This is a genomic window from Ruegeria sp. HKCCA5463, assembly GCF_013034175.1.
Lineage (GTDB): Bacteria > Pseudomonadota > Alphaproteobacteria > Rhodobacterales > Rhodobacteraceae > Ruegeria.
This window is the reverse complement of the sequence record NZ_WQFL01000004.1, coordinates 1-23,486: the sequence shown is the minus strand read 5'-3', so window position 1 is coordinate 23,486 and position 23,486 is coordinate 1. Positions and strand designations below refer to the sequence as shown.

The window sequence follows — 23,486 nt, the reverse complement described above, 5'->3', positions numbered from 1 at the left end:
GAAGGGTGGTATCCGTCGTGATAAGCTTTGGGCTGGCACCCGCGCGACTTGCACAGAATATTCTACCGCTTTGCCACAGTTTTTTTTGCATGTCTTGCGGCAAGAACCGTCCTAGGGTCGGCAAAGCACAGCTTTGCACACACAACGAAACAAGAACCACTGACCATGAGCCAAATATCAGAGAGCCTGCTGAACCAAATCCGCAGCCGCTTTGCCCAGATCGATCATTGCCCCGAACAGGGTGAGCGGATCTTTTTCGAGAATGCCGGAGGCGCACTGACATTGAATTCAGTGTTGGAAAGTTCGGTTCGTTACGCCGCCATCCCGGACAACCAGGGGCGCGACAATCCGGGATCCCATGCGCTGGTCGCCACGATCAACGCGGCCAAGGCGGATATGCGGGATTTCATGAACGCACCCGGCGGGCAGTTCTTTGTGGGTGAAAGCGGTACAGAGCTGTTGTTCCGGCTGATCATGAACGCATGTCTGGGAACGGGTCCGGGCGTTGTGCTGGGATCAACATTGGAACACCCGGCGACGCGTTCGGCCTGTGATCGTTGGGCCCGCATTTCCGGGCAAACCCACGTTTTGGTGCCCCATGATGACGCCACCGGTACCGTCTCGGCCGAAGCCTATGCCGTGGCCGTGACACCGGATACCAAAGTGGCGACGATCCTGCATACCTCGCCGGTGACGGGAATGGGCGTTGACGTCGCTGCCGTTTCTCAGGCCATCCGCGCCGTGGCTCCGGATTGTTTCATCATCGTCGATGGCATTCAGCACGCAGCGCATGGCCGGATCGATCTGACCGCCTATGACGTCGATGGTTATGTGATTTCGCCCTACAAGGTGTTTTCGCGTCATGGCTACGGCGTGGCGTGGATTTCTGATCGCTTGACCGCGCTGGAGCACAACGCCTTGCTGGATGGCCCCGCGGACAACTGGGAAATGGGCACGCGCGACACCGGAGCTTATGCCACGATGTCCGACGTCGTATCCTATTTCGAATGGCTGGGCAGTCAGGTCAGCGATGCCGAAGACCGGCGCGGCAAGTTTCTGGCGGCGGGTGACGCGATCCATGCGCAGGAAAAGGCGCTGACCGACGCGATGATCCATGGCACCGGCAACCTGAGCGGTCTGGCCGAGATGGAAAAAGTCACCATTCTGGGCGGGGCCGACAACCCGGTGCGAGAAGGTCTGGTATCGCTGCGTGTCGAAGGCGTGGCCTCGTCCGAGGTCGTCAAACGGCTGAACGAACACGGTATCCGCACGCATCTGCGCAAGGCGGATCACTATTCCGGCAATATCCTGACACCGCTTGGCTATGATGCCTGTGTGCGGGTCTCGATGTGTCACTACAACTCGATCGGCGAAGTCGCCAAATTCCTTGCCGTCATGAAAGAAATCGCCGCCTGAGCCGCGCCATATCCAAGGACATTCCCTCATGAAAACCCATGCACAAGCTGTTGTCATCGGCGGCGGCCTTGCCGGTACGTCGATTCTGTATCACCTTGCCAAGCTTGGCTGGACGGATTCCATCCTGCTGGAACGCGACGAGCTGACCAGCGGATCGACCTGGCACGCGGCGGCCAACATCCACGGTCTGCATGACAACAACAACATCACCCGCATCCAGCACTATACGATGAACCTGTACAAAGAGCTGGAGAAGGAAACCGGCCAAAGCTGCGGGGTGTTCCAGCCCGGATCGCTCTATCTGGCCCAGACCGAAGAGCGCGAGCAACAGTTGCGCCTGCAAGAGGCGAAGGCCCGGTTCTATGGGCTGAATTTTCACGAGGTCAGCCGGGAAGAGGCCAAAGAGCTGCACCCGCTGGCGCAGTTCGATGACATCCGCTGCATCATGTACGAACCTGATGGCGGCAATGTGGACCCGTCCGGCGTACCGCATGCCTATGCCGCCGGGGCCCGCGCGATGGGGGCCACCATCGAACGGTTCCGCCCGGTGATCGCCACGGAACAGCAACCCGATGGCAGTTGGATCGTACGTACGCCCAAGGGTGACATTCATGCCCAATGGGTGGTCAACGCGGCGGGCCTCTGGGGGCGCGAGGTGGCGGCGCTGGCAGGCTTGACCCTGCCGCTGCAACCGACCGAACATCAGTATTTCGTGACCGAAAGCATCGACGAAGTGGCCAGTCTGGGCCGTCGTCTGCCGTCAATCGCCGACCGGGACGGCGAGTATTACTTCCGACAAGAGGGCAACGGCCTGCTGATCGGGGCCTATGAGAAAGACATGAAGTTCTGGGCCGAAGACGGCACGCCGCTCGACTTTGCGCATGATCTGTTCCCCGACGATCTGGACCGGATCATGGAAAACGTGATCCGCGCCACCGAACGCGTGCCCGTTGCCGCCACAGCCGGGGTGAAACGGGTGATAAACGGCCCGATGATCTGGTCGCCGGATGCCAACATGCTGTGGGGGCCGGTGCCCGAGCTGAAGAACTATTTCCTCTGCGGCGGTCTGATCCCCGGCTTCTCGCAATCCGGTGGGCTGGGGCTGTTGGCGGCGCAATGGATGATCGAGGGTGAGCCGCAATATGACATGTTCGCCTGGGATCTCGCCCGCTTTGGCGACTGGGCCGACAAGAAGTTCACCAAGGCGCGGGTCGAAGACGCCTATACCCATCGCTTCAAAATCCACTTCCCGAATGAAGAACGCAGTGCAGGCCGCCCGGCTCGTGTGCGCCCCGCCTACGAGATGCAGAAACAGATGGGCTGTGTCTTTGGTCTCAACTGTGGTTGGGAACACCCTTTGTGGTTTGCAGATGAACCCGGCACCGAAGAGACCGCTGGCTTTACCCGTCAGAACTGGTTTGATCCGGTGGGGCGCGAGGTGCAGATGCTGCGCGACAGCGTGGGCGTGATCGATATCTCGAACTTCGCCAATTACGTGATCAAGGGGCCTGGTGCCTATGACTGGCTGGACCGACTGGTGGCCAATCGCGTGCCGACCGAAATTGGGCGCAGCTGCCTGACGCCGCTGATCTCGGTCCGCGGTGGTGTGGCGGGGGATTTTACCGTCACCAAGCTGGCGGAAGACGAATACATGATGATTGGCTCCGGCATGGCTGAACGCTATCATCAGCGCTTCTTTCAAATGGTGGAAATGCCTCAGGGCACAACTCTTGACGTCGCAACGGACCGCATTGCCGGGTTCAACATCGCCGGCCCAAAATCACGCGAGGCATTGGCGCGCCTGACCAATGCAGACCTTTCCAACGAAGCGTTCCGCTTCATGCGGTCGCGAAAGATCACCGTTGCAGGTGTTGATTGCGTGGCCATCCGGGTCAGCTTTACCGGCGATCTGGGTTGGGAACTGCACTGCGCCGAAACCGATCAGGTCGCGCTTTACTCTGCATTGCTCGAAGCCGCCGAAGACTGCGGTGGCGGCCCCGTGGGTGGACGGGCGCTTGGGTCGCTGCGCATCGAAAAGGGTTATGGATCCTGGGGGCGGGAATATTCCCAGGAATACTGGCCGCAAGAGGTCGGGCTGACGGGCCTGATCAAGCTGGACAAGGATTTCCTGCACAAAGACGCCTATCTGTCCATCAAGGACAAAGCTCCGCGCGAGGTCCTGTCCATCTTTGAACTGGACGTGACCGAGGATGCCGACGCCACCGGCAGTGAGCCGATCTTTACACCTGATGGTGTGCCTGTCGGCCGTGTCACATCGGGGGCGTACGGGTATTCAGTCGGGAAATCTCTGGCTTTGGGTTTCCGCAACCCCGAGGTGGCGCAGCCGGGGGATGAAGTGGTGATCCAAGTGATTGGCAAAACGCATAAGGCTCGGGTGCTGGCAGAGGCGCCGTTCGATCCTTTGGGCGGCAGGCTGCGCGGCTGAAACAACCGGCCCGCCCGATCAAGCTCATCCCGTGGCCACAGATCTCATCCGCGATCTGTGGCTATGGGATGTGCAATTTGCTTTCGAATCGTTCGACAGGGTCCGCCTCGGTTTCGGGGTGCCACTGTTTCGCGGCCGGTTCGCAAACCTTCAGACAATCAACCGCGCGCGCTGCGATCTGATCCGCGATTTCGGCTATGTCGACGGGGTTCAAATAGAAGGCAGGCACGGGGGGCAGGATGATGGCTCCCATTTCTGCGGCCGCCGTCATATTGCGCAAATGCGCCAGTGTCAGCGGCGCTTCTCGTGTCAGCAGTACCAGTGGGCGTCGTTCCTTGAGCTGCACGCCCGCCGCGCGTGTCAGCAGGTTGTCGTCCAGGCCATGCGCGATCGCACCCAATGAACGCATGGAACAGGGCGCGACGATCATCCCGGATACCGGCACCGAACCGGACGCAATACTGGCCCCGATATCGGCGGGCGCGTGATGACGGGTTGCCGACTGCCGCAATTCCTTCAGGGCATCCGGGCCGCATTCCTGCGCAAGCGTCAGACGGGCGGCTGGACTGACGACCAGGTCGATTTCGATATCCACCGATTTCAGATGCCGTGCCACCGCAAGGCTCAAAACCGCACCGGAAGCGCCTGACACGCCTAAGACTACTCGGGTTTTCGTCATGTTCTCAGCTCTGGCATCAATCTGTCTATCAGATCTTCCGCAAATGCGTGATCAACCTTTTCGGTGCGCATGACCGTCCCCCATTCCCGCCCTGTTTCACTGCCTGTTTTTGTCGTGGCGTCGATGCCAAACTTTCCGGCCAGACCAGGTTCGGGTGAGGCGAAATCCAGATAATCCATGGGTGTCCTGTCCAGGATCATCACATCACGGCCCGGGTCCATTCGCGTGGCAAGTGCCCAGGCGATATCGTCCCAGTTTCGGGGGTCGATATCGGCATCTACCGCAACGATCATCTTCGTATAGCTGAATTGCGGCAGCATCCCCCAAAGCGCCATCATCACACGCCGGGCCTGGCCCGGATATCGCTTGTCGATGGCGACGATGGCGATGCGATAGGAACAGGCGGCAGGCGGCAGCCAAAGGTCGTGTATTTCGGGGATCTGAGCGCGAATGGTCGGCAAGGCCAGGCGATTGAACACTTCGCCAATGATGGCAGGTTCGTCAGGCGGGCGTCCAGTATAGGTTGACAGATACAGCGGCGCCTCGCAATGGGTCACGGCCGTGACATGCATCACCGGAAACGGCTCGGCGGGATTGTAGTACCCGGTGTGATCCCCAAACGGCCCTTCGGGTGCTGTCTCGTTTGGCGACACCCAGCCTTCCAGAACGATCTCGGCATCTGCCGGTACAAGCAGAGGGACGGATTTGGCCGGAACCAACCGCGGCCGGTTCTGGTTCAGGGCCCCGGCAAATGTCAGCTCAGACACCATTTCGGGCAGGGGCAGAGCCGCCGACAACAAGGTCGCGGGGTTTGCGCCCAGAACAATTGCGACCGGCATCGTTTCGCCATGCTGCGCCCAACTGCGATGATGAGCGGCCCCGCCGCGATGTGGCAACCAGCGCATGATCAGACGGTTCCGGTCCAGCACCTGAACGCGATAGACGCCGGCATTGTAGGTCTGTGCCGCGTCGGGTTCGCTGCCACGCGGCCGGGTGATGACCACAGGCCAGGTGATCAGGGGGCCCGCGTCCCGGGGCCAATGTGTCTGGATCGGCAGCGCTGAAAGATCAACATCGGTTTCGCAGTGGCAAACCTGCTGAACAGCGGCGGCTTTGACCTGCTTCGGCCGTGTGGACAATGCGGCCTTGAGCATCGGCCACCGGGACAGCGCATCCCGCAACCCGCCCGGCGGCGTCGGTGCCCGAAGCGCGGCCAGAAACGCGCCCAGATCATCCAGCCCATCGGAAGAAACGCCCAGCCCGGCGGCGACGCGTTCCGAAGTGCCGAACAGGTTCACCACAACCGGTATGTCGCACTGCCCCGAAGGCACGCCCGTCGGCGTGTCGAATTGCAACACGGGCCCATTGGCCTCTAGCACGGCGCGGTGGACAGTGGTCATTTGATGGCGCACGGAAACCGGTTCGGCGATGCGCCTGAACTGCCCTGTTTCTTCACACCATTTCAGAAAATGTCGAAGGCTGGGATATGGCGGCAGAGTGCGAATGGGTTTGCTCCGGCGGTGGTGCCCACCCTCTAGCAGCGAAAGAGACCGGTCGAATTGACAACCGTCAAGTCCCGGGCGCCGGGGCGGCTTTAGGAAGGCCGCACCGGTTCACTTTGTTGAGACAGCAGGAGGTCTGTTTGTCCGATCCCCGAAACCCGATACCGCGATGCCCTGCCGCTTTGGCCGCGGCCCTGCGGTTTGTTCCGCTTGCACCTTTGTCGCTGTCACTGACGGCGTTTTCCCGCAAAATAACCAAGAAACACCCCGACTTGCTCAACCGGCTCGGTGAATACAGCCGGGCAGCCTTTGTGCTTGATCCCACGGATCTGCCCGTTGTCCTTCTGCTTGAACCGAATGACGGCGCACCGAGAATAAGACTGAGCCGAGGGCGCGTGGAAGGGGCCGCGCGAATTTCCGGCCCACTGGCCGCGCTGTTGGGGCTGGTGCATGGTGCGTTTGACGGTGACGCCCTGTTCTTTTCACGCGATCTGGTGATCGAGGGCGACACAGCCGCGGCACTGGCGCTGCGCAACGCAATTGACGACGCAGAGCTGGACCTCGCGCACGAGGCCGCAGCCCTTTCCGGCCCGCTTGCACGCCCGCTGAAGCAGATCATCGCCTTTGCAGAGCGTCGGACCGGTCTGTGCCTGACCCGACCCGAGGACGCGATCCTATGGTAATGGAAATCGTTTGCCCGGCGGGAACGCCCGCGGCCCTGCGTGCAGCCGTCAAGGCCGGGGCTCACACGGTCTATTGTGGCTTCAATGACGAAACCAATGCGCGGAACTTTCCGGGGCTCAACTTTGACCGCGCTGAAATGCGGGCCGGAATTTCCTTTGCCCATGGTTACGGATCGAAGGTGTTGATTGCAATCAATACCTTCCCGCAGGCGGGCAACGAAGGGATCTGGAAACAAGCCGTGGCGGATGCCGAAATCTGCGGTGCAGATGCTGTCATTCTCGCCGATCTGGGCTTGCTGGACTACGCGGCGCGACATCATCCCAAGCTGCGCAGACATCTGTCCGTGCAGGCCGCGGCGGCCAATGCTGACGTGATCAATTTCTATGCTGAAACTTTCGGTGTGAAGCGGGTGGTCTTGCCGCGCGTTTTGTCCGTGCCGGAAATTGCCGCGATCAACTCTGAAACCGACGTCGAAACCGAAGTCTTCGTGTTCGGCGGTCTTTGCGTCATGGCCGAGGGGCGATGCTCGCTGTCCTCTTATGCCACCGGGTTGTCTCCAAACATGAACGGTGTCTGTTCTCCTGCCAGCCATGTGCAGTATCAAGAAGAACAGGGCGCGTTGAACGCGCGCCTTGGCGGGTACCTGATCCACCGGGTCGAACGGGATGAGCCCGCACCGTATCCGACTTTGTGCAAAGGGTGTTTTTCCGCAGGTGAAAAAACCGGGCACCTGTTCGAGGATCCCGTCAGTCTGAACGCAGAACGGCTGATCCCGCAATTGCAAAAGGCAGGTGTGACAGCCTTGAAGATCGAAGGGCGCCAGCGGTCAAAATCCTATGTCGCACAAGTCGTTCGGAATTTTCGCGCCGCGGTCGATGCGCTGGAGTCAGGCCAGCCGATGCCCGAAGGTATGCTTGCGCGATTGTCGGAAGGGCAGGCCATGACGACCGGCGCTTACAAAAAGACGTGGAGGTGATCCGATGGAACTGACAGTAGGTCCGAACCAGTTCTTCTGGCCCGCCGAAACCTGGGCTGCATTTTACGATGATCTGGCCCGATCGCCCGTCGACCGCGTCGTGCTTGGGGAACTGGTCTGTTCCAAGCGCTTGCCGTTTTACCAGGATCGTATCCCCGCGGCGATTTCCCGGCTGGTGGAGGCGGGCAAAGACGTTGCGCTGACAAGCCTGGCCCTTGTGACCCTGAAACGCGAGCGCAAACTCACCGCTGAGCTTGCAGAAATGGGCGTCATGGTCGAGATCAACGATCTGACCGCGCTGGCACATTTGCCCGGAACCTGCACGTTTGCCGTTGGCCCGTTGGTAAATGTCTACAACGAAGGCACTTTGAGATGGTTGGCTGCTCGGGGTGCGCGCCGGGTTTGTCTTCCGCCGGAATTGCCCATCGCTTCGGTCAAAACGCTGGCGCAAGCTGCCTCGGACTTGGGCGTCGCGATCGAAATATGGGGGCATGGCAGGTTGCCACTGGCTATTTCCGGGCGCTGTTACCACGCGCGATTGCATGGGCGCAGCAAGGACAATTGCCAGTTTGCCTGCGAAGACGATCCGGACGGGTTGGACGTTCTGACCGGCGACGGCAAGCCCTTTATGGCCATGAACGGTGTGCAGACCCTGTCAGACAGCCATGCCTGTACGGATCATCAGATCGACCTTCTGAAACAGGCTGGCATCTCGGCGTTGCGTCTGTCGCCGCAATCTGGCGGATTCCGTCAGCTGTGCGAACTGTATCGAAAACGTATCGACGGTGATCTTCCCCAAGGAGAAGTGGAGCGCGCCCTGCGTGGCGCTGATCCTGATATTCGGTTGAGCGACGGATTTCTGACGGGGTCCTGCGGTGCAGAATGGTCCGGTGCTTCAAAGGCGGCTTCGATCTCGGTTTGATCGCGGCATCGGCACGACGTCCGTCGCGCCGGACGCGAATGAAACAGCCTATGCTTTGAACCCTTGGGATGAGTCTGGGTTTGTCCGGGATTCTTCCTCTTGAACCCAGGTTTCGGCCTGCAAGACCCCGGGTTGCCCGGTGCCGATAATCCCCACGACCTGCACATCGCCGGTGTCGGTGGGCGCGGCCACCTGAACGCGCCGGATCAATGCGAAAAGGGCGACCGCAATACCGATAGCCGCCAGAAGAAACGGAAGACCGCGCCCGCCTAACAATGAGATAGAGTTCGGCCCCAGCATGGTTCCCACCAGCAGGCCGACATTCAGCAGCAGCACCATCGTGCCACTGGCGGGAACGATCTGAGACAGCTTGAGCTGATCATTGGCATGCGCCGTCAGGATCGAATACGCGGGATACAGCCCGATTGCGATCAGTACAAAACCATAGACGATATGAGACGGAGACGTATCGATGGCCATCCAAAGACTGGACAGGGTCGTAACGACTCCCAGCCCGATGACGACATAGCGTCTGTCGGTGTGATCAGACAGCCAGCCGACGGGGTATTGCACCACCGCACCGGCGATCAGCGCCGCCACCAGCGCCCCTGACGCCTGCGCCGTCGTAAAGCCGTTTTGCAACGCATAAAGCGGCAACGAGATATAGGACGCCGCGACACCGATACTGACCAGAACGATTCCGATGACTGCGATGGGCGAAACCTTGTAAAGCACCGGAACCGACATGCGTTCCGGCGCGGCATATTCCGGCGCCTTGTTGCCCGACAGAAGAAGCGGCACGATCGAAAGCGAAATCAGGATGGAAACAAGCCCGAACAGCAGGTTCCCGGTAGGGTCGGGAAAGCCTACTATGGCGGTGCCAAGCGCCGGGCCGGCAAGCTGGATAATGAAATACAGCGACAGAACCTGAGCGCGCATGTTGTTCTCGGATTTCGCGTTCAGCCAGCTTTCGGTGATGACGTAAAGTCCTGGGTAACAAAACCCGCCCAACAGACGCATCACGCTCCAGCTGATCGCGTCGCTGGTCAGCAGATGCACGATGGCCGCAATCGAAACCAGCGAGGCGAGGGCCGAAAATGCCCGAATATGCCCGACATTTTCAACCAGCCTCGGGGCAAGTGCCGTCCCCGCAAGCGCGCCCAAAGGATAGCTTGCCTGCATGACGGAAATCGTGAAGTCACTAAAGCCCAGACTGGCCCCCCGGATCGTCAGCAACGTCGCCAACAGACCGTTGGCAACCATCAGCATGAACATCCCCAGGAACAGTGCCCAGTTTTCGTTTAACGCGCGTATCATGGCCAACCGCTACTGATGCGGGTCTGGCCTGTATACAACTCCTACGACATCGGGATGTCGTTTGATGGAACTTCTCCGTTGCAGGCCACTATGTCGGATTCAACCGTCCCAAGGCCCATTGAAACTGGGCTTTGGGCTGAGCTGATCGGCCTCGGTGCCCGCAGGAATTGCGGCTGAGCTACACGTCGCCTTGTATGATCCGGGCATAGATATCGGGATCCGTCACACCTTCGGAACCGATTGTCAAAACCCGAGACTGCGGCGTCAATCCAAGCTTCTGAAAAAGCTCGGGGCTGTTGGCTGCTTCGATCAATGCAGCCAATCCGGCAACGCCGCTCTCTCCGGCTTCGATCGCCGGATCACTGCCATGCGGACGCGCCAGACGACGGACGGTGGGCGGTATCAGTTGATCGTCGATTGCCAGAAAGTCCGAGGCTTCGCTGCGCAAAACCTCCCACGCCATCGGTGACGGCACCCCGCAGGACAAACCCGCCATGATGGTTTCCTCGTCGATATCTACGGACGCGGCTTGCCCCTGCCTTGCGCTTTCGAACAAACACGCCGCCAGATGCGGTTCCACGACCACGACGCGCGGCGCGGCATCACCCCAGGCCTGACGCAAAGCTGCCGCAACCGCCGCGGCAAGCCCTCCAACTCCACCTTGCAGAAAGACATGCGTCGGTGCCGCGTCCATTGCATCCACGACTTCCTTGACCATGACGCCATAGCCCGACATCACGTCGCGCGGCGGGTCGGTGTAGCCTGGCCAGGATGTGTCCGAAACCACGAACCAGCCGTTCTCGTCGGCTTCCCGCCGACACTGATCCACCGAGGCGTCATAGTCTCCATCGATGCGCACGACGTCGGCCCCGAGTTCGCGCATGGCCTGCGCGCGGCCTTCACTGACTTCGGCGTGAATGTAAATCCGGCAAGGCGCGCCGAACCGCTTGCACCCCCACGCGAGGGACCGACCGTGGTTTCCATCGGTCGCCGAAACAAGCGTGATACTGGCACCCATGTCGGCGCAGCGGCCAGTACGGATATCTTCCAATGACACGTCCTGACCGGTCCGGCGCGATATTTCACGTTGCAGAACGCGTAAGGCGGCAAAGGCCCCCCCCAAGGCCTTGAAACTGCCAAGCCCAAACCGAGGACTTTCATCTTTGTAGTGAACCTTCGCGACGCCGATCTCGGCTGCCAACGCGGGCAAAGAATGCAGAGGCGTTGGCGCATACCCCTCCCATTGGGTGATTTCCCTTGCTGCGCGATCGAAATCCTGTTGTGTCAAAACGGTTTCGGCAGCGGGGCCGAAGCTCGGCCTGCCTGCCTGATGGACGATGATTTCTGTCATGGTCGTGTATCCTGTCAGGGGGTCAGCGGCAGGCGCTGCCGCACCAGCTCTGCCCAGAGTTCTGCACACAGCGGAAGCAGTTCGTCGTTGAAATCGTAATCAGCCGAGTGCAGCGGACGGCCATTTGATCCTTCGGTTCCGTTGCCGATAAGCAGGAAACACCCGGGCACAACGGCGGCAAATTCGGCAAAATCTTCCGAGAAAGACATGGCAGAGCGGTCTCCGTCCACCTCAAGACCCATGGCCGAAGCCGCTGCAACGACATGCGATGCGGCATCGGCATCATTGTTTGCCTCGATGAATGCGGTGCGGAAATCCACACTCACCTCGACGCCATGGCTTTCGGCCACACCGGCTGCGATCTGGCGCATGCTGCGCTCGATCAACTTGCGGTCTTCCGGTGACATGGCCCGTGCGTCCCCTTTCAGAACAGTGCGCCCCGGAAGCACATTGCGCTGCCCGTCGGTGATGAACTCGGTCACCGACACCACGGCGCCGGATGAAGGTGCAAGTTTGCGTGAAACGATGGTTTGCAGGGCCAATACCAGTTCCGCCGCAGGCGTGATCGTTTCGCGCCCGACATGCGGCATCGAGGCATGACCGCCTTGACCGGAAAGCGTGATTTCAAACAGGCTTTCACTGCAACAGATGACACCGGCGCGGGTGGAAACCCGCCCGACAGGCTCTCCCGGAAGATTGTGCGCGCCGTAAACCTCATCAATCGGGAAGGTCCGCAAAACCCCTTCATCGATCATCGCCCTTGCCCCAAGCCCATGCTCTTCGTTGGGCTGGAACAGAAAGACAACCGTGCCGTCAAACGCCGGATCCTTGGCCAGCAATTCGGCGGCCCCAAGCAGCATCACCGTGTGGCCATCATGGCCACAGGCATGCATGACACCTTCGTTCTGCGACTTGTGCGCAAACGTGTTGACTTCGGTGATCGGCAGCGCGTCGAAATCCGCGCGCAGCCCGATGGCGCGATTGCCGTTGCCCGCCTTCAACACGCCCACGACACCGACCCCTTCAAACACCTCGATGCCCAAGGCTCGCAGATGCCCGGCAATCCGGGCCTTGGTCCAGACTTCCTGAAACCCAAGCTCGGGGTTGCGATGAAACTCATGGCGCAACGCACGCAGGCGTTCTGTCAATGCTGTCACGGCAAAACTTCTCCTTCGACGTGTTGCTTCACAGGTGTGAAACAAGTTTATTGCAGGTGACCTGAAAAAAGGGCTCTAGTTGGTTGCCAGCCATGCAAGTTTCTTTCACATGACGCAATTGGATGACTTTGACCGCGCGATCCTGCGGATTTTGCAACAAGACAACAAAACCACGCAGCACAAGATTGGCGAGGCCGTAAATCTGTCCGCACCCTCGGTGCAGCGCCGTATCCGCCGGATGGAGGCCGAGGGCGTGATACGAGCCAATGTGGCCGTCGTTGACCCGGCGGCCGTAGGTCTTCAGCTTACCATCTTCGTTGAACTTGAACTGGTCAGCGAAACCCCGGACGAGATTGATGCCGTCAAGAAATCCCTGCTGAATGCTCAGGAAGTCCAACAATGCTTTTACGTGACCGGAGAGGTTGATTTCATGGTTGTCGTGGTCGTCGAAAGCATGGCGGTATACGAAGATTTCACCCGCAGGATGTTCTTTGAAAACGGAAATATCCGAAAGTTCAGAACCTTCGTTTCCATGGATACCATCAAATCCGGCAGTGCTTTGGGGTTCTGACCGGCACATGGTGCAACGACAGACCCGTCCAGACTTGTCCGCGCAGGTCTGGACCATTCGGTTGGGTTGACAGGACTGCAAAGGCAAGTCCCGCCACGGGTCTCAGCGCCGCTGTTCCAAGGTGTTTTCAACTACATTCCATTGCGCGGAATGACATGCGCTTTCTCTTCTTCAAAGATCAGCTCCTCTCCTGACCATGCCTTCAGGCGCGAGATCAAATGAAACTCGGTGGCCGTTGCCTGTTGTTCGGAATAGGTCCAGATCCTGGCCGACCAGTCTTCTCGGTCGAAACCGGCGGTCTGCTCCATCGTGGCAACAGCCGAAAGCGGATCACCCGGAAGGATTGTATATCTTCGATCCGACACGTCGCTGAGCACCGTCCCAATATCGTCCAGGCGGAAATCTCCCACCGGTCCGAAAACGCCCCCATCCAGAAAAAACTTGTGTGTCACCTTGCCATTGGTCAGGTCCGTGTGGACCGAGCGTTCCATCGAGCCCGAGCGCACCTTGGTCTTTCTTGCGGCCTCACCGGACGCTGCCGGTTCCGGCAGCGGGCGGGGTTCCGTTGTGTCAACGCCTGGGTTGCGGATGGGCAAATGCAACTAAGATTGACCCGGACGGATCGTGAGCGTCACAGGTTCGGGGGCGGGCCAGAGTACGGGCCAATAAGCCGAAGCGATCTGCAAAACGATGCGATGACCCGGCGGAACCCGATATCCTGTTCCAAACATCGGGACGGTTACAGCCATCTCCTCGCCGGGTGTGATCGGTGTGGGTTCTATATCGCTGATGCGGTGGTTGAGGTTGCAGAATCCCCGTGCAATCATCGTCTGCGCACCGTTCGGGGCTTCGTCCACCAACAATGCAACGACAAAGCCCTGAGCCTGATCTGCTGACACTTTCAGATCGACCGACGGTTGCCCCAGGATATCAAGTGCGTCTTCAAGTGGCGCCGCTTTGAACTGCAACGCGCCGGCGGCGTCGATCCGGCAATCTGCCGCCATGTCTCCGGGAATGGCGAAAGAGCACATATCGCCTGCGGCCGCCCCGAAGCTTGGCGGCGAGCAAATCGCAAGCTCTGCTGCGGAGACGGCGTCTGCCTCAAGCGTCTGCTGAATCAGCCACAGGGACGTGTTGGTGATATTCGGTGACGGCCAAAACGCGGCGCCTGCCAACCGCTCGCGCCACATGTCAAGCCAGCGGTCCGCGCCGACAATCTCTGGGTCAGGTGGCATGGCGTTATACAGTTTTATGATCGAAACCCACCAGAAATTGTCGTTGGCCAGGCATCCGCTGCAAAAGTGGACGTCCTCGCGCCACCGGTCGTCCGTGCCCATCAACGTCGCGATCGTCTTCAACTCGTATTCCGGTGGCGTCACCACCGAAGGCCAAGGCGCTGCGCGTCATAGACTGCCGCGTGTATGTTGCGTGAAAAAACGGCGTCTCCGATCCGGCAAAGATCAAAACCGGCATTCGGGTCCACCTGCGGAAACACGTCACCCGAATTGGCGACCAAAGCGTCGTGATCCACACGGCCACGATTTCGCGAAAGCGGCTTGAGTTGGAAATAGAGATCATCCAGAGGCAAGGTGCCCTGATTGACAATCACCTGATCATACATGCGCTTTTCAACAAGATCCGAGTAATCCGTTCCAATCGCCGCTTCCAGTTGATTGCCTGAACGTACCAGCGATTTCAGCGTCCGGGTTACGGTGAACACCGCCCCCGTTTTTTGCAGCGCCCGCATATATGGCACCAGAGTCATGCCCATGATCTCGGGCACAAAGCTGCGGTCGCGGGTCATGATCTCAACCTGCGCACCGGATTCGGCGATGATTTCTGCCGCCATCAGGGCCGGGTGGTCGCCCGCATCATCGTAGATCAGGACAATTTCGCGGGGGGGCACGTCTGCGGACAGGATGTCCCACGCCGAAATCGCCAGACCTTTGCCGGTTTCCAATATTGTCTTCTCGGGCAAGCCTCCGGTTGCGATCACGACCATATCAGGGGAAAGGGCTGTTACGTCCTCGGCCTCTGCAAACGTGTTGAACTGGAACCTGACGTCACGCGCAGCACATTGCGCCATGCGCCAGTCGATGATCTCGTCCTTCTCGGCCCGGTGCCGGGATTGCGCGGCCAGACGCACCTGACCGCCAGGTTCAGGGGCCGCTTCCAAAACGGCAACATCATGCGCGACCCGCGCCGCTTCAAGCCCTCCGGGCCCGGCGCCGACGACGACCGTCCGGCGGCGGGAATTGGCCGCGGGAATCACATCCGTCATGGCCGGATCCGTATGAATGCCCCCGCGAATGACTTTCAGGAAACCGACCTGACCGCTGTCGCGCAGCCGCCGGGCGATTTCCAGCCCGTCTTCTTCGGTGATGCCGCCTTTTTCAACCTCATCCGCGGTATAGCGGACGCCAACGATGAAATCCTGCCCGACACGGTCGCGGATCGCATCCAGAACCATGAAGCCGAACCGCAACCGATTGTCGAAACTGCCGCCTTAGGGCGCGTCCATCTTATTGGTCAGCGGCGACCAGAACTGATCGATCAGGTGGCTATAGGCTTGCAATTCGATTCCGTCGAGACCCGCGGCCTTCATACGCTCGGCTGCATCGGCGTAGTCGCTCACGATCCGTTCGATATCATGGTCTTCCATCTTCTTCGCAAAAGCCCGATGGGCCGGTTCACGATAATGCGACGAAGAGACCGACGGCAGCCAATCGCCCTTGTTCCAACCCGTGCGCCGCCCCAGATGGGTCAATTGAATCATCACTGCGCAACCATGAGCATGGCAGGCGTCGGTCAATTCAGCCATCCAGCGCACGACCTCGTCCTTGTAGGCAAGGACGTTGTTGAACACCGGCGGGCTGTCGCGGCTGACGGTGGCGGAACCAGCCGTCATGGTCATGGCAACACCAGCTTTAGCGCGTATCTCAGATAGGCGCGATACCGCTCTTTCGGCATGCCGTCTTCGGGGTAGGCGGGTTCATGACTGGTCGTCATGATCCTGTTCTTCAGCGTCAGATGTTTCAGCTGATAGGGTTGCAGCAGCACATCGCGTGACCACCCGTCCTTTTTTGAAACCATTTTCGTCAGTCGACCAACTTCGCTGTCCTGCATCGGACATGCAAAAAAGCAGCGTTTCGGCAGTGCCGGGTGGCATATGGCGCTCCGATATTGGGGCGAGCGGAGGAGCTCTTGGCCGATTGAAAGCAGACTGGGAAATCTCCGTAAAACGCCTTGTGAACCAAGGCCGCGATGTTTCACCAAATGTGTTGGCCGAAGAGTGCAAGACAGGAAAGAAAAAGCATCGGTGAAAACGTCCTATCCGCAAGGCGCTGGCAACCGCTTATCACGTCTCCGAGCACCGGACATAAGCGTGCTATTAGGCTGAAAGCCCTCGCGCAGCAGGCTGGCAATTATTCGATGATTGAAGGTCCGGGCTGGCGGTTGGCGTCGTTTCGCTCTATCGCCCAACCGGAACATACCCATCGAAACAGGAGACAGCAGTTGTGACCATTACTCGGATCGAGACCGGCAAACGCATGAGCCGCATCGTCAAACATAACGGAACCGCCTATCTGTGCGGTCAGGTTTCCGATGCTGCAACCGTTGCGGATCAAACCCGTGACATCCTTGCCAAGATCGAGGACCTTCTGGCCAAGGCCGGCAGCGACAAGACGCGCATCCTACAATGTGTGATCTGGCTGTCGGACATGGCCGACTTTGCCGAAATGAACGCGGTCTGGGATGCCTGGGTGCCAGAGGGCCACGCCCCGGCCCGTGCCTGTGGCGAGGCGAAACTGGCTCGTGATGTTCTGAAGGTCGAAATGATCGTTACCGCAGCCTGCGATTGATCCGCCCGGCCGCGCGCCATGCACTGATTTCAGACACGGGCGGGTTTGGGCCTGGGAAACAAGACGCCCTGTCCGCGTTCCTACTGTACCTGAGAATGCACCTTTACCAAAGTTTCCAGAAACAGCTTGGCCACGCGTGTTGGCGCAGGTTGTTTTCTGGCCACGGCCGCGAAACGGGTTCTGTACTTGATTTCTTTGGGCAGGACCTTTTTCATGAGCCCCTGTTCGACAAATTCCTGCGCCAGATGATCGGGAAGAAACCCAAGGTAGCGACCTGACAGTATCAGAATGACAAGGGCTTGTTCGTTCTGCACTTTGGCCGCACGTCGAAACCCCAGTTGTTGACCAACGATAAGATTTGGAGAGTTCACATTCAGACCGGCATAGTTGAACTTGCGAAGAACACTCAGCTTCAATTCTGGATCCGACCGGTCAAACAGGGGGTGTTCCTGCCCACAGTACAAGAACATGTTTTCCCCGTAGAGCGGTGTGTAATCCAGGCTTGCCGATGGTCGGTGCAAAGCGATGATGCCGACATCCAGATGCCCGGTGATGACCATTGTCTCAATCACGTTTGGGGGTTCCAGCGACAGCTCGATGTGAACCGCCGGTGCGGCCTCATTGAACTTGTGAATGGTGCGGGCAAGTTGGGCTTCGGGGTTGGTTGTACATTGATCGAACAAAGCCACGCGAATACTGCCGGCCAGTTGTTGTTTGACTTCGTTGACCTCGGTTCTGAACTGCGCCACGGAAATAAGCAGGTCTTCTGCCGCCGCCAGCACCTTCTCGCCGTCTTCCGTCAGTGAAAACCCTGACGGCCCCCGGTTGCACAGCTTCAGGCCAAGCCTCAGTTCCAGATCAGACAAGTGTTTCGAGATCGTCGATTTTCCGATGTTCAGCTCGATCTCGGCGGCCGTGATACCACCACTTTCCGCAACGGTTTTGAACACGCGCAGCAGACGGATGTCCGTGTCGCCGATCCGGGTATCAAGTTTGTTCTGACTCATATCGTATGTTTGAGATTAATGAAACCTTTCGCGCAAATATTAACAACGACGAAACCATTTTGGCAAGTTAGCTTCGTGTCGCCGAGGTAGAATCGGATTGGCCTATTTCTCCCCAGGTCAGCGCGCACCTCGAAACACGACAAATGGGAGGAAATCCATGTCATTTATCAAAAAGCTTGGCACTTTCAGCGCAGCCGTTTCCGTTGCCGCACTGATGGTTGCAGGCACGGCCGAGGCGAAGAATTTCAAGATCGCTGTCGGCGACAGCGCGGGCAGCGCTCAAGAGGCGCTGGGGCTCGCTTTCGTAAAAGCGCTTGAAGAAAAATCAGGTGGTGAGCACACCGCGACGCTGTTCCTGAACGGTCAGCTCGGTTCCGAGCAGGACACCGTGAACGAGGCCGCCATCGGCACGCTCGATATGTCTCTGCTGGCAATCAACAACATCACGCCATTCTCGCCCTCGGTCGGGGTTTTCACTCTGCCCTATGTTATTCTCAGCCTGGAAGATGCCGAAAAACTGACCCAGGGTCCAATCGGTCAGGAACTGATCGAAAACACCATCCGTGATGCCGGCGTCCGCATCATCGGCTGGACGTATACCGGTTTCCGCCGTCTGACGAACTCGAAGAAGCCGGTCAAATCGGTTGCGGATTTGCAGGACCTGATCATTCGCGTTCCCAAAAACGAAATCATGATCGAAACCTACAAGGCATGGGGCATCAACCCGACCCCGATGGCCTGGTCGGAAACCTTCACCGGCCTGCAGACCAAAGTGGTTGACGGTCAGGACAACCCTTACCTGACGATCAATGCGATGAAGTTCTACGAGGTTCAGGACCACGTCACCAACCTGCGTTACATCTTCTCGATCGAACCGCTGATCATCTCGGAAGCCGTGTTCCAGAACCTGTCCGAGGAGGAACAGCAAATGATCCTGGAAGCAGGGCAGGAAGCCACTCAGGTCTCGGCCCAGTTCCTGCGGGACTCGGAAGCAGCCATCAAGGAAGAGCTGACGGCCAAGGGGATGGAAATCATCGACCCCGAGAACGACGAAGCCGAGTTCATTCAACTGGCGACCGAAGCTGTCTGGCCGCAATTCTACGAGTCCATTGGTGGTGTCGAGAAACTGAATGCAGTTCTCGAAGCCATCGGCCGCGAGCCGGTCCAGCAATAATCGTCGCACGGCGATACCGGGAAGAGCGCTGCGGCGCTCTTCTCATTTCAGGGAGGAGTGAAACCACATGTTCTGGAAATTTCTGGACAACATAGAAAGTGTCATCTGCCGGATCCTCTTATCCGGCTTCGTCTGCCTTTTGTTCGTGCAGATCATCGCGCGCGAAGTCTTCGGCTTTTCGATCAGCTGGATCGAAGAGCTCTCGGTCTACATGTTCGTCTGGTTCGTCTATTTCGGCGCAAGTTACGCCGCTCTGAAAGGTGCGCATAACCGCGTGACATTCCAGTTCAAGTTCCTGCCCGAAGGGTCGATCAAGTACATCGAAGCCTTCGCCGATCTCTTCTGGCTCTTCTTCAATGTCTACTTCCTGTATCTGGCGACGGATTTTGTCTTCAACAAGATGAACAAGTTCTGGAAGTCCCAGACCCTGGGTATCGAGATGAAGTACATCTACATGGTGCTGCCCATCGCGTTTGCGCTGATGACCGTCCGCATCATTCAGGTGAATTACCGCCGCCTTATCAAGGGCGAGGATATTCACGATCCTGATCAGATCGACCTCGACGAAATCAAAGCTGCGACTGAAGCAGCAAAGAAATCCTAAGGGCAGGGGGATAAACCATGGAATCCGAAATCGTCACAATCCTGTTTGGGTCTTTCCTGTTTCTGCTGCTCATTGGCGCGCCGATCACGGTGGCGCTGGGTGTGGCGTCGCTGGTCTCATTCCTCTACCTGGACGAGAACCCGATCAAATTCGTGCAAATCGCCTTTACCTCGGTGGGTGCTTTCCCCCTGATGGCGTTGCCTGCCTTCATTCTTGCCGGGGCCCTGATGGAGGCCGCCGGTATCTCGAAACGCCTGATCAATGTTGCTGAAAGCCTGGCCGGTCCTTTCACCGGCGGTATTTCGGCTGCGACGGTCATGGCATGTCTTTTCTTCGGCGCCATTTCGGGCTCGGGCCCGGCAACAACCGCGGCCGTTGGGATGTTGATGATCCCTGCGATGATCGACCGCGGCTATGAGCGCGGCTATGCCTCGGCGATCACTGCGTCCTCTGGCGGCCTTGGGATTATCATTCCTCCCTCTATCCCGATGGTGATCTTCGGTATTGCCGCGCTCGGTATGGCGCCGCCGCCGGAAGCCGTGGAAAAGTTCGGTACGTTCCAGTCGGTTTCAATCTCGAAACTGTTCATCGCCGGATTCGTCCCGGCCTTCCTGATCGCTACCAGCCTGCTGATCCTGAACTTCTTCATGTCGAAAAAGCGCGGCTACAAGGGAGTTTCCGAAGGTTGGTCGATCCGTCACGTGGGCTGCGAAATGTATCGCGGTTTCTGGTCGCTGATGGCGCCGCTGGTGATCCTGGGCGGTATCTATACCGGGTTCTTCACCCCGACCGAGGCGGCAATCGTAGCAATCTTCTACACCCTGTTCGTGGGCGTGGTTATCTACCGCGAACTGACCTGGCAGTCGCTGTTCCAGTCGCTCGAGGCCACCACCTGGCTGACTGGGCGTGTTCTGCTGATCCTGTTCACCGCGACGGTGTTTGGTCGACTGCTGGTGGAAAACCAGATCCCGGCGATCATCGCGGATTCGATGCTCAGCTTCACGGACAACCTCTATGTCATCTGGACGCTGATCATCTTTTTCCTGCTGTTCGTCGGCATGTTCATGGAGACGCTGGCCACCATCCTGATCCTGGTTCCGGTGATGCTGCCGGTGGCCTATTCGGTGGGTATCGACCCGATCCACTTTGGGGTGGTGATGGTTTGCACGCTGGGTATCGGATTCCAGACGCCGCCGCTGGGCGAAAACCTGTTCATCGCGTCAGGTATCTCGAACATCACGATCGAACAGATCTCGTTGCGTGCGCTGCCCTTTGCGGCCGCCAACACGATCGCGATCTTCATCATCGCCTTCTTCCCTGAACTGTCGCTGTGGCTTCCACGGCTGTTCGGCTACTGACCCGAAAGGATGACGACATGAAACAACTGGTCACAAACATCCTCTTTGCCACTGACCTGTCCGAAAACTCGGGTCACGCCATGCGCCATGCCGCCAGCATCGCGCAGGCCACGGGGGCTGAAATTCACGTGCTGCATGTGAATGAGCCACTGTCGGACGATGCCAAGATCACGATGGAGATCTTCATCCTGAATGAAGAGACCCGCAAAACCGCCGCTGCGCGCCGTCACGAGATGGTGCGCAAGGTTCTGGCCGAACGGCAAGCCAAGTTCTGGGCTCAGTTCGATGGTGACGATGAGAGAATTCGCGATCAGGTCACTTCGGTCGAGGTCACAGATGGCCACCCGGCCGAAGTGATCCTGCGCCGCTCGGTCGAACTGGGCTGTGATCTGATCGTGCTGGGCGCGCATGATCACGGCTTTTCGCATACGTTTCTGGGCACCGTCGCAAAGCGTGTTTTGCGGCGCTCCAAGATACCGACACTGATCGTTCCGAACCCGGACGAAACGAAACAACCCCACTGACAAGGAAGTACAAAATGAGCAAAACCCTGACCGCGCAGGACCTGGCGGACACGTTTGATGCGTTCAACCGCCACGACATCGACGGCGTGATGACCCACTTCGCCGACGACTGCGTGTTCTACACCGTGGCCGGTGACGAGAAATACGGCAACAAGGTTGAAGGAGCAGAGGCCATCGCCGCCGCGTTTTCAGGCGTCTGGGCAGGCATGAAGGACGCCCATTGGAATCACCACGGCCACTTTGTCCACGGTGATCGCGCCGTGTCGGAATGGACGTTTTCGGGAACCGATGCAGACGGCATGCGGATCGAAGCGGAAGGTGCGGATCTGTTCACCCTGCGTGACGGGAAAATCGTCGTAAAACAGGCGCTTCGCAAAACGCGCCCCATGTTCAAGGCCTGATCCGCCGCACTGCGCGCAGCTTCGGAGAAAAACAAGAATGGTGGACAACAGCATCCCGCGTCATTGGCCCAAGGCCAGCTATGACCCGAAATATGACCCCATCATCGATGCGGGTCCTGGTCACAATCGCGACCACGCGCCCACATACTGGATCGGAACGGCCGGTACGCCCCCGGCCGATGATGGTCCAGTGTCCAGCGATATGGATGCCGATGTGGTGGTGATCGGGTCGGGTTATACCGGCCTGTCCACCGCCATTCACCTTGCCAAGGAACACGGAATCCAGGCGGTTGTTCTTGAAGCGAATACCGTGGCCTGGGGATGCTCGACGCGCAATGGCGGGCAGGCCCAGATCTCATCCGGGCGGCTGAAACGGTCGCAATGGATTCAGCGCTGGGGCACGGATGTGGCCAAGGGCATGCACGCCGAAGTCACCGAAGCTTTCGAGTTGTTCAACGATCTCATCGCGTCGGATGACATCGACTGCGAACCGCAGCCGGGTGGCCATTACTATATTGCCCACCGTGAAAAGGTCATGCCGTCGCTCAAGAAAGAGTGCAAGCTGCTGAACGACGTGTTCGGCTACGGCTCGCGTATCATTTCCCGGGACGAACTGCATGAAAACCACGTGCGCGACATGGAAGCCGCAGGCGCGATGTGGGAGCCGGACGGAACGTGTATCCACGCCGGCAAGCTGGCTTTTGGCTATGTCAACATGGCGCGCAGGCTGGGTGTGAAAATCCATACCGGCAGCCCGGTCATGGGGTGGCAAACCAAGGACAGAGTGCATCATCTGCGTACGCCGGGCGGTATTGTGCGCGCGAAATCGGTGGCCTTGGCAACGGCCGGTTATACACCCCCGGGGCTCAACAACCGCACCAGGCACCGCTTGATGCCGATCCTGTCAAATTCGATGGTGACACGGCCTCTGACCCGGGCCGAGTTGGACGAATGCGGTATTCAGACCAGATCCCCGCTGACCGACACGCGCACGCTGCGCCACTATTACCGCCTGTTGCCGGACAATCGGATGCAGATCGGCAGCCGCAGCGCCGTGACAGGGCGTGATGCCGAGAACGGCAAACATCTGGACTTGCTGAAAAAGGGACTTGCCCGCAAGTTCCCGGCGCTCGAGGATATCAACCTCGACTACTCCTGGTGGGGTTGGGTTGATGTCAGCCACGACATGATGCCGCGCATTTTTCGGCCCGATCCAGATCAGAGCGTGTTCTACGCCATGGGCTACGGCGGCAATGGCGTCATGTACTCGGCGCAGGCCGGACGACGCATGGCGCAGTTGGTTGCCGGCCAGAAGGACAAGGCGTTTGAACTGCCGATCTTCACCTCCCCATTGCCGAGCCATGGCATCCTGACGCCTTTCCGCCGACTGGGACAGCGTATGGCGTATGTCGGCTACTACCTCAAAGACGAAATACTGTAACTCACAGGGGCTTCGGCGCCCTGAAAAGACAAGGAAGAACTCAGATGAAGATGACGACGGAAGAGGCGTTTGTTAAGGTTTTGCAGATGCACG

Annotated in this window: 22 protein-coding genes and 1 pseudogene; 14 read left to right on the top strand and 9 right to left on the bottom strand. The window is 58.8% G+C overall.

Features of this window, described 5'->3' with window-relative positions; all coding sequences use genetic code 11:
* Nucleotides 1–165 precede the first annotated feature (165 nt).
* Nucleotides 166–1,416, top strand: coding sequence for an aminotransferase class V-fold PLP-dependent enzyme (locus GOW09_RS10140; protein ID WP_171117950.1), 1,251 nt, complete (start codon nt 166–168; stop codon nt 1,414–1,416).
* A 28-nt stretch (nt 1,417–1,444) separates the two neighbouring features.
* A complete protein-coding gene (locus tag GOW09_RS10135) occupies nt 1,445–3,862 on the top strand; it encodes an FAD-dependent oxidoreductase (protein WP_171117948.1) in 2,418 nt (805 codons plus the stop codon).
* 61 nt (nt 3,863–3,923) lie between these two features.
* Here the strand turns inward: GOW09_RS10135 and GOW09_RS10130 are convergent, their stop codons facing one another.
* Nucleotides 3,924–4,541: a UbiX family flavin prenyltransferase gene (locus tag GOW09_RS10130; protein ID WP_171117945.1), complete on the bottom strand. Its 618-nt coding sequence runs from the start codon at nt 4,539–4,541 to the stop codon at nt 3,924–3,926.
* A complete protein-coding gene (locus GOW09_RS10125) occupies nt 4,538–6,046 on the bottom strand; it encodes a UbiD family decarboxylase (RefSeq protein WP_171118442.1) in 1,509 nt (502 codons plus the stop codon). The genes GOW09_RS10130 and GOW09_RS10125 overlap by 4 nt, the downstream gene beginning before the upstream one ends.
* A gap of 137 nt (nt 6,047–6,183) precedes the next feature.
* Between GOW09_RS10125 and GOW09_RS10120 the strand changes: the two genes are divergently transcribed.
* From GOW09_RS10120 to GOW09_RS10110, 3 genes are read left to right on the top strand one after another with little or no spacing between them, the layout of a single operon-like run.
* Nucleotides 6,184–6,726, top strand: coding sequence for an SCP2 domain-containing protein (locus tag GOW09_RS10120; RefSeq protein WP_371808037.1), 543 nt, complete (start codon nt 6,184–6,186; stop codon nt 6,724–6,726).
* Complete coding sequence (locus tag GOW09_RS10115; RefSeq protein ID WP_171118440.1) at nt 6,726–7,703, top strand: peptidase U32 family protein; 978 nt, start codon at nt 6,726–6,728, stop codon at nt 7,701–7,703. The genes GOW09_RS10120 and GOW09_RS10115 overlap by 1 nt, the downstream gene beginning before the upstream one ends.
* A gap of 4 nt (nt 7,704–7,707) precedes the next feature.
* A complete protein-coding gene (locus GOW09_RS10110; RefSeq protein ID WP_171117941.1) occupies nt 7,708–8,625 on the top strand; it encodes a U32 family peptidase in 918 nt (305 codons plus the stop codon).
* A gap of 48 nt (nt 8,626–8,673) precedes the next feature.
* Here the strand turns inward: GOW09_RS10110 and GOW09_RS10105 are convergent, their stop codons facing one another.
* The 3 genes from GOW09_RS10105 to GOW09_RS10095 form a co-directional block, all read right to left on the bottom strand.
* Nucleotides 8,674–9,942 carry an MFS transporter gene (locus tag GOW09_RS10105; RefSeq protein ID WP_171117940.1) on the bottom strand — a complete coding sequence of 423 codons (1,269 nt, stop codon included), beginning with the start codon at nt 9,940–9,942 and terminating at the stop codon, nt 8,674–8,676.
* Nucleotides 9,943–10,120: 178 nt separating this feature from the next.
* Nucleotides 10,121–11,293, bottom strand: coding sequence for a diaminopropionate ammonia-lyase (locus tag GOW09_RS10100; RefSeq protein ID WP_171117938.1), 1,173 nt, complete (start codon nt 11,291–11,293; stop codon nt 10,121–10,123).
* 14 nt (nt 11,294–11,307) lie between these two features.
* On the bottom strand, nt 11,308–12,450 hold the full coding sequence (locus GOW09_RS10095) for an amidohydrolase (RefSeq protein WP_171117936.1): 1,143 nt from the start codon (nt 12,448–12,450) through the stop codon (nt 11,308–11,310).
* A gap of 109 nt (nt 12,451–12,559) precedes the next feature.
* Between GOW09_RS10095 and GOW09_RS10090 the strand changes: the two genes are divergently transcribed.
* Nucleotides 12,560–13,021: an Lrp/AsnC family transcriptional regulator gene (locus GOW09_RS10090; protein ID WP_171117934.1), complete on the top strand. Its 462-nt coding sequence runs from the start codon at nt 12,560–12,562 to the stop codon at nt 13,019–13,021.
* Between the two features lie 131 nt (nt 13,022–13,152).
* Here GOW09_RS10090 and GOW09_RS10085 read toward each other — a convergent pair whose 3' ends face one another.
* The 3 genes and pseudogenes from GOW09_RS10085 to GOW09_RS10075 form a co-directional block, all read right to left on the bottom strand.
* On the bottom strand, nt 13,153–13,623 hold the full coding sequence (locus tag GOW09_RS10085) for a hypothetical protein (protein ID WP_171117932.1): 471 nt from the start codon (nt 13,621–13,623) through the stop codon (nt 13,153–13,155).
* Nucleotides 13,624–14,400 carry a CocE/NonD family hydrolase C-terminal non-catalytic domain-containing protein gene (locus GOW09_RS10080; protein WP_217360266.1) on the bottom strand — a complete coding sequence of 259 codons (777 nt, stop codon included), beginning with the start codon at nt 14,398–14,400 and terminating at the stop codon, nt 13,624–13,626.
* A pseudogene (locus tag GOW09_RS10075) lies at nt 14,397–16,114 on the bottom strand (N-methylproline demethylase). Before GOW09_RS10075 ends, GOW09_RS10080 begins: the two are co-directional and overlap by 4 nt.
* A 38-nt stretch (nt 16,115–16,152) precedes the next feature.
* Between GOW09_RS10075 and GOW09_RS22325 the strand changes: the two are divergent.
* Together GOW09_RS22325 and GOW09_RS10070 are read left to right on the top strand one after the other, a co-directional pair.
* The gene (locus tag GOW09_RS22325; protein WP_171169845.1) at nt 16,153–16,344 is read left to right on the top strand and encodes a hypothetical protein; all 192 of its coding nucleotides are present in this window, start codon (nt 16,153–16,155) and stop codon (nt 16,342–16,344) included.
* A 195-nt stretch (nt 16,345–16,539) separates the two neighbouring features.
* The gene (locus GOW09_RS10070) at nt 16,540–16,884 is read left to right on the top strand and encodes a RidA family protein (protein WP_171117928.1); all 345 of its coding nucleotides are present in this window, start codon (nt 16,540–16,542) and stop codon (nt 16,882–16,884) included.
* Nucleotides 16,885–16,964: 80 nt separating this feature from the next.
* Here GOW09_RS10070 and GOW09_RS10065 read toward each other — a convergent pair whose 3' ends face one another.
* On the bottom strand, nt 16,965–17,891 hold the full coding sequence (locus GOW09_RS10065; RefSeq protein WP_171117926.1) for a LysR family transcriptional regulator: 927 nt from the start codon (nt 17,889–17,891) through the stop codon (nt 16,965–16,967).
* Between the two features lie 157 nt (nt 17,892–18,048).
* Between GOW09_RS10065 and GOW09_RS10060 the strand changes: the two genes are divergently transcribed.
* From GOW09_RS10060 to GOW09_RS10035, 6 genes are all read left to right on the top strand, one after another.
* Complete coding sequence (locus GOW09_RS10060) at nt 18,049–19,065, top strand: TRAP transporter substrate-binding protein (RefSeq protein WP_171117924.1); 1,017 nt, start codon at nt 18,049–18,051, stop codon at nt 19,063–19,065.
* A gap of 67 nt (nt 19,066–19,132) precedes the next feature.
* Nucleotides 19,133–19,669, top strand: coding sequence for a TRAP transporter small permease (locus GOW09_RS10055; protein WP_171117922.1), 537 nt, complete (start codon nt 19,133–19,135; stop codon nt 19,667–19,669).
* Between the two features lie 17 nt (nt 19,670–19,686).
* On the top strand, nt 19,687–21,027 hold the full coding sequence (locus tag GOW09_RS10050; protein ID WP_171117920.1) for a TRAP transporter large permease: 1,341 nt from the start codon (nt 19,687–19,689) through the stop codon (nt 21,025–21,027).
* A 17-nt stretch (nt 21,028–21,044) separates the two neighbouring features.
* Nucleotides 21,045–21,551 (top strand): universal stress protein, encoded by a 507-nt coding sequence (locus GOW09_RS10045; protein ID WP_171117917.1) that lies wholly within the window; start codon nt 21,045–21,047, stop codon nt 21,549–21,551.
* Nucleotides 21,552–21,565: 14 nt separating this feature from the next.
* Nucleotides 21,566–21,952, top strand: coding sequence for a nuclear transport factor 2 family protein (locus GOW09_RS10040; protein WP_216602442.1), 387 nt, complete (start codon nt 21,566–21,568; stop codon nt 21,950–21,952).
* A gap of 37 nt (nt 21,953–21,989) precedes the next feature.
* Nucleotides 21,990–23,393 carry an FAD-binding oxidoreductase gene (locus tag GOW09_RS10035; protein ID WP_171117915.1) on the top strand — a complete coding sequence of 468 codons (1,404 nt, stop codon included), beginning with the start codon at nt 21,990–21,992 and terminating at the stop codon, nt 23,391–23,393.
* The last annotated feature ends 93 nt before the right edge of the window (nt 23,394–23,486 follow it).

Coding starts and splice junctions, on each gene's coding strand:
- GOW09_RS10140 (WP_171117950.1), top strand. CDS start 166: ATGAGCCAAATATCAGAGAGCCTGCTGAACCAAATCCGCAGCCGCTTT.
- GOW09_RS10135 (WP_171117948.1), top strand. CDS start 1,445: ATGAAAACCCATGCACAAGCTGTTGTCATCGGCGGCGGCCTTGCCGGT.
- GOW09_RS10130 (WP_171117945.1), bottom strand. CDS start 4,541: ATGACGAAAACCCGAGTAGTCTTAGGCGTGTCAGGCGCTTCCGGTGCG.
- GOW09_RS10115 (WP_171118440.1), top strand. CDS start 6,726: ATGGAAATCGTTTGCCCGGCGGGAACGCCCGCGGCCCTGCGTGCAGCC.
- GOW09_RS10110 (WP_171117941.1), top strand. CDS start 7,708: ATGGAACTGACAGTAGGTCCGAACCAGTTCTTCTGGCCCGCCGAAACC.
- GOW09_RS10105 (WP_171117940.1), bottom strand. CDS start 9,942: ATGATACGCGCGTTAAACGAAAACTGGGCACTGTTCCTGGGGATGTTC.
- GOW09_RS10100 (WP_171117938.1), bottom strand. CDS start 11,293: ATGACAGAAATCATCGTCCATCAGGCAGGCAGGCCGAGCTTCGGCCCC.
- GOW09_RS10090 (WP_171117934.1), top strand. CDS start 12,560: ATGACGCAATTGGATGACTTTGACCGCGCGATCCTGCGGATTTTGCAA.
- GOW09_RS22325 (WP_171169845.1), top strand. CDS start 16,153: ATGCAAAAAAGCAGCGTTTCGGCAGTGCCGGGTGGCATATGGCGCTCC.
- GOW09_RS10065 (WP_171117926.1), bottom strand. CDS start 17,891: ATGAGTCAGAACAAACTTGATACCCGGATCGGCGACACGGACATCCGT.
- GOW09_RS10060 (WP_171117924.1), top strand. CDS start 18,049: ATGTCATTTATCAAAAAGCTTGGCACTTTCAGCGCAGCCGTTTCCGTT.
- GOW09_RS10055 (WP_171117922.1), top strand. CDS start 19,133: ATGTTCTGGAAATTTCTGGACAACATAGAAAGTGTCATCTGCCGGATC.
- GOW09_RS10050 (WP_171117920.1), top strand. CDS start 19,687: ATGGAATCCGAAATCGTCACAATCCTGTTTGGGTCTTTCCTGTTTCTG.
- GOW09_RS10045 (WP_171117917.1), top strand. CDS start 21,045: ATGAAACAACTGGTCACAAACATCCTCTTTGCCACTGACCTGTCCGAA.
- GOW09_RS10040 (WP_216602442.1), top strand. CDS start 21,566: ATGAGCAAAACCCTGACCGCGCAGGACCTGGCGGACACGTTTGATGCG.
- GOW09_RS10035 (WP_171117915.1), top strand. CDS start 21,990: ATGGTGGACAACAGCATCCCGCGTCATTGGCCCAAGGCCAGCTATGAC.